At 63.5% G+C, this 11,959-nt stretch carries 7 protein-coding genes; 1 reads left to right on the top strand and 6 read right to left on the bottom strand.

Annotation, left to right across the window (positions count from 1 at the left end; all coding sequences use genetic code 11):
- Positions 1–439: 439 nt before the first annotated feature.
- From CXQ97_RS19575 to CXQ97_RS15065, 5 genes are all read right to left on the bottom strand, one after another.
- The gene (locus CXQ97_RS19575; protein ID WP_146069665.1) at positions 440–3,346 is read right to left on the bottom strand and encodes a DUF6519 domain-containing protein; all 2,907 of its coding nucleotides are present in this window, start codon (positions 3,344–3,346) and stop codon (positions 440–442) included.
- 12 nt (positions 3,347–3,358) lie between these two features.
- Positions 3,359–5,461, bottom strand: a complete 2,103-nt coding sequence (locus CXQ97_RS15050; RefSeq protein ID WP_104181687.1) for a phage tail protein — start codon at positions 5,459–5,461, stop codon at positions 3,359–3,361.
- Positions 5,458–8,052: a putative baseplate assembly protein gene (locus tag CXQ97_RS19580; RefSeq protein ID WP_181035095.1), complete on the bottom strand. Its 2,595-nt coding sequence runs from the start codon at positions 8,050–8,052 to the stop codon at positions 5,458–5,460. The genes CXQ97_RS15050 and CXQ97_RS19580 overlap by 4 nt, the downstream gene beginning before the upstream one ends.
- A gap of 137 nt (positions 8,053–8,189) precedes the next feature.
- Entirely contained in the window at positions 8,190–10,730 is a 2,541-nt protein-coding gene (locus CXQ97_RS15060; RefSeq protein WP_104181689.1) for a putative baseplate assembly protein, read from the bottom strand.
- Entirely contained in the window at positions 10,727–11,017 is a 291-nt protein-coding gene (locus CXQ97_RS15065) for a GPW/gp25 family protein (RefSeq protein WP_219815436.1), read from the bottom strand. Before CXQ97_RS15065 ends, CXQ97_RS15060 begins: the two co-directional genes overlap by 4 nt.
- A gap of 222 nt (positions 11,018–11,239) precedes the next feature.
- Here CXQ97_RS15065 and CXQ97_RS19925 point away from each other — a divergent pair, with 222 nt between their 5' ends.
- Positions 11,240–11,428: a hypothetical protein gene (locus CXQ97_RS19925; RefSeq protein WP_181035096.1), complete on the top strand. Its 189-nt coding sequence runs from the start codon at positions 11,240–11,242 to the stop codon at positions 11,426–11,428.
- 16 nt (positions 11,429–11,444) lie between these two features.
- On the opposite strand, the gene CXQ97_RS15075 is transcribed toward CXQ97_RS19925, so the two are convergent.
- Entirely contained in the window at positions 11,445–11,951 is a 507-nt protein-coding gene (locus tag CXQ97_RS15075) for a phage baseplate assembly protein V (protein WP_104181691.1), read from the bottom strand.
- Positions 11,952–11,959: the final 8 nt, after the last annotated feature.

Raw genomic sequence — 11,959 nt, forward strand, 5'->3', positions numbered from 1 at the left:
GGGAAGAGTGATGGGAACATTAATTCATTCTTTGCAATGCATTCGATGAGCGCGCGCAACCGTGAGAGAACTGAAGCGGCCATCTGAAGATCATCCTCGAAGAAGTCAATCACTAACGACTTTAAAGACGAGCCATCAGTTGCGCCCACCACTGCCCTCGTCGATGCGAAGTGGGCCCGCGCTTGGCGCGGGCCCACTGACTTCAAGGTGCTACACCAGGACTCGAACCATTCAAGACTCCGGACTACTCATCGACTGAGGACCACAGGCGAACCCGCGAGAACTACTGCGACACTGCAACCTTTGCCATAACCCAAACCGTGGGACGGTGTAACAGCTCCATGATATCGCTATCTCTTCGCTCGGGGAAGGTGCGTGCCCTTTTTCGACGGCAAGATTCGAACTATTCGGTGGATTACGCTGGTGGGTTCCGAGGCGGCTACCGGTCTTGCGGGCCGGGTTGATTGCCCCGGTAGTGCACGTTCTTGCTGAGGGGTCCTTCAGAGACGATCGTGCTGTGCGATGCAGGAAGGTTGGTGAGAACGGTGTCCTCAGCCCTCCACAATCGGGACTTGGGTAGTTGTCCTAGCAAAACCATACGAATGCCTGTAGGGAAGCCTTCAAGAACATTCTCTCGGAGGTGCATGTGGGGACCGATGTATCCAAAGACGCGGATCCCGTCGGTCGCGAATATGTCTCCAGGAATCTTCGTCTCGTAGGTGGCATGGTTCCCGGTCACCAGCACCCGGTGAGCGTTGCCGACGAAGATTGCGTGACGGCCCCGGGCGCCCGTTGAGGGAATCAACACATCAATCTCGTTGTGCTCTACCTTCACGCTTTTCAGCATCAGCTGTCGCCCGTATCTGGGCTGGCCTGCATAGCTGGCTCCAATGTGGATTCCCTGAACGGCTCCTCGGATGATGTTGTCACAAACCACGACGTCGCCGACGGCGGAGTCATTGCGCGCGGATCGGGCCACCACCACGGCCTGCCCCACGACCGTCGGGTTCCGTGCCAGCAAGTCGCGCGCCCAGGTCGTGAAAAGCGGAACGGAAAAGCGTGGTCGTTTTACCATTGGCGCAGTCGCCAGGACCTGCAGATCCCGGTGGAGTTCCTTTATGTCTGCGTACTTATCCTTGAGCGCGGCAGTGAACTCCGGAATAAATTCCGGGTAGGTCTCGAAGCTCCAGGTTCCCGCTCCCACGGTGGCAGAGACGCGGTTATTCCCAGTCTTTCCGGAGGAGAGGTCGCGGATTGCCATAGACTTGATGCGGTGGGCGATATCTAAGGTCATATCGCCGATCCCTTTGACTGTTGCCGACCCTGCTGGCCGAATCACATTGCCGGTCACGAGGGTCTGCTCGGCATCGACGAGCAGGAGACCGACTTGGCGATCGCCGACGAGCATGGTCGATCCGGAAACGTGAACGGTTCCTCCACTCGTCCTGAGGCAGGCCGCAGAACGCTGTGTCGATCTTGGGCAAGTGAGGTGCACGTTTCGCACCTTGACGGTCGCACATTGGTCAAATCCGAGGGTTCCCACCAGCCCAATTGGCCTAGGACCTCGAAAGGACGTTGGTCCCCGGGACTCAGCCATAAAGTCCTCGACTGTTACCGAAGCGAAACCTTTGAAGGTCAGCAGATTTTCACCTGGTCCGACAATCCGGCTCGACCAGCCAGCACCCCGTACGGTGAGGTGTCCGGTGCCTTCCACCACGACGGAGTCGGACACCGGGTACTCCCCCGCGGGAAGGCAGACCAGACCCCCCTCCATTAGAAGCTTCTGAAACACTTTTTCCCATCCAGGCCCGGGGTCTGCCAGCGCTGTGCACAGCCCCCGCGACGGCTTAACCTCTGTAAGGGTTGAAAAGTATTGCCTGCAATCACGGGCCGGCTTCCCGGCATCAAGAAAGGTTGAGCCATCCGTATCGACCGAGGCTAGTGCGGCCCGATGGTGCCGGATTCCCTCCGGGGGCAGCGATACCGGGGAGTTGTCTACATTGAGGGGCCAGTCGATGCCTCCACCGCCGGTGGACGAGGCGGTTCTGGCGGGAATCGTCCAGTAGTCCCCCGGTGACAGGCGCCCCGGCGTCAGCGCTACCTGAAGACCCCGCTCCAAGGCGCGGGGTGCGCTCACATCCGTGTCCGTAAGGTCGATGGTAATAATGCCGTCCCAGCGGCGCGCCCGGACGTTTGCGGATAGAACCGTGATACTTGGGGCGGTGGTAACCGTAAGTGTATTACTCTCTGTCGAGGATACGGACAACATGTCACCGGGTCGGCCCTCAAACTCATGAGCATCGTCTGTCAGCTCAATAAACGGTGCTGTGGCAAACCCGCTGGCTGCATCCCGTCCCATGTTGGCCAACGTCAGAGTGGTTCCCAATGCCGTGACCCGACTGGCGGTGCTCGCATTGTCACGTTGCCACTTGAGCACCACTGAACTGTCTGAGGCATGGTGGACTTCCACGCGGTAGAGCTGGTTCTCCAGCCCCCGGTAGCCGGCATCGTCCGGCAGCACGCAGGGGCCTTGGCCGGTTTCTGGGCTTGCTGTGGAGGCCGAGAGCACGCCCACAGCCGGATTGATAGGTAGGGCACAACTCTGCGTCCCGACAGGCCCGATTGGCGCCAGCCAAAGGCTCCATACCGATTCCAGACGGGTGGCCGTATCGACGTCGCCTAGAGCGACGTCGCGCATGGTCGGGTCCTCCAGCCCTGTCACATGCCGCTCCCAAGCATCCAGCACGACCACATAAGCCCCCGTGTCCAAGTGGCCTGGGTTACCCGCAATGAATGGATTGTCCACTTTTAGGTATGGCTGGGCCTGGTAGGACCGGACTGCCCGGATTCCAATTACTCCACCGACCGCTGGCATGCCCTCAGGAGCATCGGCCAACGTGACCGTTCCTGCGCTAATTGTCATCACAGTAGTTGTGCTCACTGTGGCACCAGCACCGTCGCCAGCACGGACCCGGACCCAGGACCCGACCGTGAAGTCCTGTGGGAAGGCCTCCACGGGCGCCGTCACCTCCACAACCGTAGGGCTACGAACGATGCAGGGGTACCACGGCGAGTCGTTGATGAGGCGAATTCCGTCAATCCACATTTCGCCCTCGGATAGCAGCAGATCTGAGCCGTTTGGCGCCACCGTTACCCCGAATCCCGGCGAGTTGGTGGGCGTTCCGCTCGCACCGATGAGTGCTGCCGCCGTGGCTCGTACCCGATGCCGATCAATCGCCGATTGTTCATTCAGGTCCGCGTCTCGAAGGACTTGACCTTGCCCAAAAATGACGGCTTCGCGTGGGCGGTCTTCCCGGAACGTGTTCGCCGAGATGTCAGCTTTCATGGTCCTGTTCCTTTATTTTGACGAACCGTCGAACACGCCGACCTCCATGCCGAAGCGGAGGTACTCGGTGAGCGATCGGCGGAGGTTGTCGTCTCGTTGAATGTGGTGCTGTCGCGCGTATGCCCCCATCTCGTAACCGTCACCGGCACCCCGTAAAGGGTTGTTAGGGTTGTCAGCAACGTCCCGAATTCTGAGGTATAGGGGATCCCCGTACTGGGTGGACATAAACGGTGGATGCGCTGTGACCGGCGTCGTGCCGGTTCCGGCACCGGGAGCGGCGATTGGTATGGGTAGACACTTATGCCGGCGAGGCGTCTGGCTTCCGGACTCAAGCCAGGAAAACTGGATGCATCCAAGCTGACGCCGCGTCACGGTCAGTGTGCCGTCAATGACGCAGTCCTCAACTAGGTCGATCTGAGAAACGCTCACATCACCCACCACGGTGCTGCGACGCATTGTAAGGATAGGACCCGGAGCGCCAGCTCCATCCGCGTCCAGAGCTTGACCGCCTAGTCCGTCCACGATGGAGTCCACAATTTCCACGGTGGAACCATCCTCTGGTAACCGAAGTGGTCCGCAGATCGAGGTGTCTACGAACAGTTCCGTGCTCCATCCGTCGTCTAGGTCGAGGACCAACGTCGGACCGACCGGCGCGGCGAGCGGATTGGGCAGCTGGTTCCCACCTGGCACCAGCGTCACATGATGCAGGACAATGCGGTCCGGCTTTCCCTTGATGGTAATCGGGCCGCCGCTCACCGTGAGGTGAGACAATTCCAAGACCGCTCCGTCCCCAGCCTCGATGGTCCACCCGGTGCTGCACTGTACGACGGGGGCGTGCCCGGAGGCGCCACGGAGCGTCAGTAGAGCCCCTGCAGGAATCGAGACCATGGGGTCCTCCAGGTAGCGGAGGTTGTCGCCCACCTCTACGGTTCCCCGGTACCCCGCCGCTACCAGCCCAGCCGTCACCGTAGTGGGGGCAGCACCATCCCCGGAGGCTAAGACTGTCACCACCGGTGGCTGGGCGGGCGATCGGGTGACCAGCTCGGCTGCGCCAGTGTCCGACGGTGCTAGTTGCACCCACCGCACCCGGGGTGGTGCGTCCTGGGGGTCAGCGGTGGCTAGGCGTCCCAGCTCGGGATCGATGGCGACTTGTCCGTTCGTCAATTTTGCCACGTTGTTCCAGCCGCCAGTCGTGTCCCCCAGATGGCAGATCACCACATCGGGCACTTCGACGGCGGCGAGTTTCCCGTTGAGGTGTACCTCCACGGAACCGTCCGGACCGTAGTACGCCGACAGGTTCCCCTTGTCGGCAGCGTCAGCCATGGCGCGGCGGGTGATGGGAGCGGGCACGTTGAGCGGTCCGGCCTGATGAGACACCGACAGTTCGGTCGTGCCCTCTGCTGCCAGTGGGCGGTCTCCGCCTAGAGGGTCAAAGCGAAAGCGGTGCGGGTCGAAAACCATCGAGTCGGCCAGAGTTGTGACCCGCCCGGCGTCTACCCAGGTCCTCCGGAGCGGCTGAGAGCGCCACAGGGTCACCGCAATGTTGCCGGGGCCGTAGCGGCCACGCCCCGTTTTGATGAGCCGCGCTTCTCCAGTGTGAGCCATCGAGTCGAACGGTCCATGGAGCTGTTCCAAATTCAGGGCGTTCCGTACGTCGGCAATCCTGCCCCGGTCGGCCACGGGGTGCTGCACATTTTGCGTCACCACGAGGTGTCGGAACATCTCCGTGGCCGAGGCCGGGCCGGGCATCAGATCGGCGGCCACTTGTTCCAGCGCCGTGATGGTCCCCTTACGGCGTCGCAGTCGGATTGCGTTGGCTACGGTCGCCCGCGTAAGAACGGTCTGTGACTCAAGGGGCGAACCGGGATACACGCCGATCAGGTCCGCGATGTAGGGGATTACCCAGGGTGCACAGGTCTCGATGAAGAGGTCGTCATACGCCTGTTCGATGTCGTCTACAACCACACTCATCTGTTCGGCCACCAGCTGAACCAGACCTGTGAGAATCTCGGGTTTCCCGTGCGGTCCGGCGTCGCTCATGGTCAGGTACTGAGGCAGCAGGGCGATGGCGTCACCCACCGGGTCAACGCGGCCGGACTGGTGGATGGGGCTCATGGCAGGACCTCCCAGGTTATGGGCGCCGGATCGAGGACCAGAATCTCAGCCCCCCCAGGGGGGTGAGCGGCATCGGTGAATGCGGTGTCGGCTGAGGGTACGGTCGCCGTCAGGGCTGCCGGAGGTGATCCAGCCGGGGGTCCGGTCATCGATCCGGGTTCCAGCGCCCACAGATGGGTGATGGTAACGGCCACCACTCCTGGCACCCGTTGCAGGGTGGCCACGAGCTCGCTGGCCGCAACTGGTTCGCCTAGGTCGCGGCGGTCAAAGGAGAAATTTATGCGGAGTGACTGTTCAGCGGCCGCTAGAACGTCCCGCCGTCGACGCTCCGGAGCAGTCCGGACCAAGGCCTGAAGACGGAAGTTCCGGTGATGGTGAGGTACCAGGGTCACCAATACCCGCGGATCGCCGGCGGTGCCCAGCGCAGCCCTCAGGGCATCACCGCTCGGAGTGCCCGACCCGATCGGGTCACCGTTCGCCCCCGCGACGGTCAGTAGGACACCTCGTCGTTCCAGCCCGAGGATCCCGACGGCATGGGCCTTCGCCACCCCGGAGAAAGCCCGGGCAAAGGCGGCATAGTCAGGTAGTGAGACCACCCGGTCAATGGTCTGGTTACGTAGTGGGGCGTTGGCCCGGACCGAGGTAACGTCCTCGGCATCCATTCCGCCGACTCCCGGAACGGGATTCCGCACTCCGCTGACTCCTGCCGGGCGGGTCAGGAGCATGGAGACCTGTCCACTTCGCACGCGCCCATCGGCACCGCCCCCGCTGCGGTACACGGCGCTGACGTTGCCCGCACCGGTCGGGAGCCGGGCTCCGGTGACTCCGTCGCCAAACTCGACCACCGTGGTTGCCCCGTGTTCGCGCACCGTAAAGCACCGGTCGTCCGGGCCAGCATTGAGCATATGAGGCACTTCGTCCCAGCGGATGCCGTCCACCCAGATTTGCAGCGTGTTCGTCCTCCCTCGGGGGCTTGCCTCCGGCAGATATGTCAGCGGTGGCTGGCGCAGGGCGAAGCGCTGAAACGGGATGCTGGCGTTGCCGCTGCCCAGGACCTCACTGCGCGACTGTCCCACACTCGCGGGGGCCACGTTGCCGGCCACGGTCACCGAACTCCGCCGCAGGGCTACTGGTAGATAATCGGCGAACCGGACCATGGTGGTGCGGGCGACCAAGTCGTGGTGGACCTCGGACAGGGCCGTGGCATGGGCGACGGTAGAGCTCCCGATTTCAGCTGTTGTACCGGAGACGACAATACGACGGCCCGATGTCAGTCCGAGGTACAGACCATCGAGCTCCATTTGATCCAGCGGAAGCGTCTCAGGCGCCGGGACCGCGGCGAGGGGGCACCGCCGTCGCCCGGTAAACGCAGTCGTCCTGCGGATACTGAATTGGTCGAGGCCAGTGTTCCTGTCAACGACGACCCGTGTGGCCCGGCCGCTGACGGACTGCGCGGCCAGTCCTTCCTGGGCCACTGATTCCACGCGATAGGCGCCCCAGATGGAGCGGTCTCGCAGGACGATCGTCGATCCCGGCTCCACATCGACTTCGCCGTGGAGGAACACCTCGCGGGGCCCTGTACCGGTCACGGTCGCTACCGTTGCGCTTTCCCATGGCAGGGCAGCGATGGTTCCCGCCAGATGCTGATGAAGGACATTGTCTGCCCCAGGTGCTTTCCTTATCGCCTCCTGAATGGTCACCGATAACAGGTCCGATCCCAGCGGTGCAGTGCTGCCGAACAGGGAGGCCCTCCGTGGATAGATCCATGCCTCTCCGGGAGTGCCTGCAGAACCCTGGAGGGCCTCGATCATTTGTTCTAGGGACAGAGCCCTCGATGCGAGTTCGCTCGCCAGGTCGTCGGCATCAATACTGGGTCCTGCCCATGCCCATGCCGCTGGAACGGCTGCAGGTACAGCGCCCGGTGGGCCGTCCTGGAGGTTCCCCTTGACCTCGGTCGATACCGGATCCACCCGGACCTCGGTGCGGGCCGGGGACCCGGGAGCGTCCGGGAGATTGGGCACAAGGGTCAGGACGCGAACCTCTGCCACGATCCCGAACTGTAGGGCCGATCCGGACCGGTACAGCAACCCGTCACCCGGAACGAGCGGACTTACATTCCCCGCGAGCATCACCACCACCCCACCTGCGGCCGCTGCCGGGGGTGTGACTGGATGCGATTTGCGCGGCCGGGGACGAATGACGTTCCAGGACGGGTTGCCCAGCACCTCGGCCAGGGTTTCCACAACTACGGGAGCCATGCCGGGATCGGGGGTTGATTGGGCTGCCGTGTGTACCGGGATCGGCACGAGCGGTGAAGTGCCTGGGGTGGAGGTGACAGTGAAGGCCAGGTCCAGGGTGGCGGCTAATGCCGGTCCGACCTGATAGCCGACAAGCCGGGCCAGCCCTTCCAGGGATCGCCGTTCCGTGGCGGTCCTGAGATAGGCCTCATTAGAGATCCGTTCCGAGTAGAAGGCAATGTTGTCTACGGCCATTGCGGCGGCATCGAGGAAGGCGATCGCAAAGTCGTCGTTAGTGCGTGACCTGAGAGGATTCAGGGCGGGCAGGTCGGCTCTGGTGAGACCGCGGACCATGGTGGCTTTGGCTGTGGTGTGAGTGGACACTCTGCGTGACACGGCTGGCAGGCTCGGGCGGTTGGCAACGGGCAACGGCGTGCTGGGTGGTGCTGACGAGCAGCATCGTGAGCAGACGTCGGTGCAGGTGCAGGGGGTCATCGTCCGCCCTCCAACCGGTCGATGCGAAAAATCCCTCGAGAGGGACGGCTTGGATCGTTGTCTAGCCGGGCGATCTCGGACGGTGCGACGGGCAACCGCCCGGTGGCCCGGGCGTCGGTCCCGGGTTGCCGGTACCGACGAAAGGCCGTGGCCTCCACGCACTGCACACCGGGCACGGACTGTGCGGCAGCTATCAAGGGCCCGAGGTACACGTCGCGACCGAAGGTGAGTCGGTCTGGGTGGAACAGTCCGATGGTGCCATCCGACAGACGCTGGCTACTCATGAGATCCTCCAATGCTTCAGCTACGAGGTCCCGACGGTGTCGGGGGTGCACTGTAACGTGGAACCGGACTTCCAGAGGAACGTAGAGTGCGGCCACGACTTGAACGTCGTAGCCCGACATTCGGTATTCATCGAGGTGGGTCGCCACCGCATTTAGGAGCGACGGGTCGGCCTCGGTATCGCCTAGGAAATCGACAGCCACAATCACGCAGTACCAGGACCCTGTCCATCGAGTGCTGGCGACGGCACGTTGAACGAGGCGTCGTTCCGGTAGACCTGTCGCCTCCGCCCACTGCGCGTAGTCCTCGTCCGTGACCGCGCGCTTCTGCTGTCCGAAGGCTTGGGGCGCCCGTCGGCGGACTTCCTCGATTGACTCCGGGTCGGTGCCGCCCCGGCCTGGTAGCGGGTTCCATACGCGAACCGGTACTGGAATGACGGGTGTGGGGCGTACGGCGTTTGTAAGAGCGGTTGGCGAGGAGCCATCGAGGAGAAGTGACCGGACGGTGTTTACCCCCACATTGCCGGCGGTGCCGTTGCCTACCCGGAAGGTGGCGGTCAGGGGCGTCCCTTCCTGAGGGGATGCACCGTCGGGGTCCATGCCGGGCCACTCCCGTCCGAAACGGATATAGGCGTCTCCCTCGTCGTCCACGTCGACGACGATGTCCCGGGCCGGGCCGCTGGATAGCAGGTCCGGGCGGACCTGCCAGGGGCCATCTGGGTCGTGAAGGGTGACGGCGGCAAGCACGGTGTCGGGGGCAGAGACTATCCAGCGGCTCGCGGATGAGGTGGGGTCGTAGGGCGCAAAGTGTTCGCGGTCGTGGTCGTCTCCGAGAATTTTGACGAGAGGCTTCTGCGTAATGGGGCGGTCAGGAAGCATCAGCTCCGGCCGGCGGGGTCGGGCGGGTCCCAGGTTGATGTCTCGGTGTGTGGCCCCGTGGTCCGCGAGCACTACATTTCCGAGTGCCACAGCGGCGTCGTTGCGTACTGCGGTGCCCCCCTCTGGTGTTCTGGTCTCGAGCGAGACCGTTAGGGGGAAGGGCAGGGCGTCCTGGGCGTCCCATTCAATGTCGGTGATCTTGTCCCCGGTGAGTGGGTCAGTCCGCGGCGCAGTGCCGGTAAACGCCCGGACGGCCGTCAGTCGCACGGGGTGCCGGTGAGTGGGATCAGCATCGGCTGCGGTGTGGGCCGGTCCCACGGGATCGAGGTGCTCCGTCAGCACTACGATGCTGCCGGGGAGCAGATGTGGGTGGTGTCCGGCCAAGGTAGCGGCCACGGATCCGGTGGGCAGGCAGCACTTGGACCCGGCCCAAGTGTGGAACGTCATGCGCGAGTCGGTACCCACGAGAGAGCGCAGCGGGCTGAGTACCTCGAACTGCAGTGCGCCGGCGCCTTGGAGGCCCTGATCGGTTGATGACCCGCGTTCCACCGCGGCGGGGGCTTCCGGCCCGCCGGTTAGTAGCGCTGTTCCCTCCGGTACAACCGGTTCCGTGTCCGTACCTCGCACCAGCACGGACTCGTGGGCATCGAAATGGACCCATACCCGCGCATTAGTGCCATCGCTCATCATGTAGTCCATGAGCCGGGCGTGGCGGCGGACCGAGATGCGTCGGCGTGCGGTGCCCAGGTAGGACTCCGTGGCAACGACGTCCTGTCGGTAGGCCGCATGGTCGGCCAGCGCTGCCACGACTTCCACGAGGGTTGTGCGAACATCGGCGACATGGTGCTCTGTCCAGTCCGGCTGCAGGAGGGACAACCGGTCGAGCATCATGGCGCGGACGGATTCCCAGTCCCGGGCCAACCGATCCACGCGCGGTCCTGCAGTAAGTACGGTGTCATGGCAGTGCTCCTCCCGACAGGGTCCGTCCTCGCACTGGGGTGCAAACCGAAACGTCGCACTGGCCAAGGCCGGATCCAGCCATGGTGGGGGCGCCGGGTCATGTGGGCCGGAAACTATGCTCAGGGTCCATGCCGATAGGTCCCAGCGCCCTTCCACGTCCACCAGCAACTCACGTGAGTCAACACCGGCGTTGACGGACGTGATCTGGAGGCGCCTGAGGGGATCGCCACCCCGAAGGGTGACCTGGGACAGATCCGGCAAGATGGCCAACGGGTGCACGAACATGACCCGGATCCGTGCGGGCAGTTCTGCAAACGAGGCATCGGTCGAGGATTCGATGAAGTCGACGCCGTTCAAGGTGGATTGCTGGAGCAGTAATTGCCGGCGTTGGTCACTGGCACAGGCATAGACGCTCATGGCCTAGCCACTCTCACGACAGTGGTCTGCGAGGTGTCCTGAGACCGTCGCGACCAGGTCACGGTCACCGAGATGCTGGAGTCGTGCACCTCCACGGACACGTCCGTGACGTCCACGAGGTCCGCGAGCCATTGCTGCAACGAGCTTTGAATCATGAGCTGGGCGGCTGATGCAACCTCCGGACCCAGGGGAGCGAACAGCATGTGGGCGACGCCGGCACCGAAACGAGGTCGGTTGATCCTTTCTCCCGGGTTGGTGCACAGGACCTGCGTGATCAATGTGCGCAAGTGGTCGTCCCAATCCACCGTGGCCGTGGCACCGTGATGGTCAATCCGGAACGGGACGGCGGGCGACCCGGATTTGGTCAGTCTCCGTTCGATGCTCATGAGGCCACTGCCTTCGTCTGAGTGCTTGTTACGGACGGAGGACCCTGCGGGATCCGCTCAGCGCTAAGGCACAGGCCGCTTCCGGTGGCCACGACCGCGGGACTGCCGCCTACCAATACTCGGGTGGCTGCCACGATCCACTGGATGTTGACGCAAGGCTGGGGCTTAGTGCCCGCCGTGAAGGCGCAACCGGCTACCGTGAAGCTGTCAGCCATGGTGGCCAAGGGGGAGCCATTTGCCAGGACCCGGGTGTTGGAGCTGATGATCGACATCTGGCCGCCGTGCGGACACTGCCCGCCGGCACCAACCTGAACAGCGAGCCCGGACATCATGTCACCACCAGGGCGTTGTTGTTGATCATGACCGACGCTCCCTGCAGCGCGATCGATGCGGTGCCGTTCGTGATGGTAATTCCTGTGTCGTTGATGGTGATCGTGCCGCCGGAGTTGGATTTCAGGAGGATTCCGCCTGCCGGCCCAGGGGCGTCGCTGATCATGATCGTGTTCTGTCCCGACGTCTGAATCACCACGTGACTGATCGGTGCCGGGGTGCCCGTCGCCAACGACGGGGCCTCCGAGGTGTCACCCCAGCGGCAGCCGGCCCAAATGGGCCGATTGGGATCCCCCTGTTCGTACTCCACCCACACGCTCGCCCCGATGTCCGGCACGCACCACATTCCAGCCTGTCGGCCAGCGAACGGTATGCAGGGCTCAGCCCAATCGGTGATGTTGTCCGGTGCCACGTCGGACACGCTGACCTGGATGCGTCCTCGCCCGGTGGTGTCGGCATTGCTGACGACCACACCACGGAACTTGCCATAGTAAGGACTGCTCATCGGGGACC

The organism is Arthrobacter sp. B0490 (genome assembly GCF_002929355.1).
Lineage (GTDB): Bacteria > Actinomycetota > Actinomycetes > Actinomycetales > Micrococcaceae > Arthrobacter_D.

Excerpts from the sequence above, each read along its gene's own strand:
- CXQ97_RS19575 (WP_146069665.1), bottom strand. The coding sequence starts at position 3,346 with ATGAAAGCTGACATCTCGGCGAACACGTTCCGGGAAGACCGCCCACGC.
- CXQ97_RS15050 (WP_104181687.1), bottom strand. The coding sequence starts at position 5,461 with ATGAGCCCCATCCACCAGTCCGGCCGCGTTGACCCGGTGGGTGACGCC.
- CXQ97_RS19580 (WP_181035095.1), bottom strand. The coding sequence starts at position 8,052 with ATGGTCCGCGGTCTCACCAGAGCCGACCTGCCCGCCCTGAATCCTCTC.
- CXQ97_RS15060 (WP_104181689.1), bottom strand. The coding sequence starts at position 10,730 with ATGAGCGTCTATGCCTGTGCCAGTGACCAACGCCGGCAATTACTGCTC.
- CXQ97_RS15075 (WP_104181691.1), bottom strand. The coding sequence starts at position 11,951 with ATGAGCAGTCCTTACTATGGCAAGTTCCGTGGTGTGGTCGTCAGCAAT.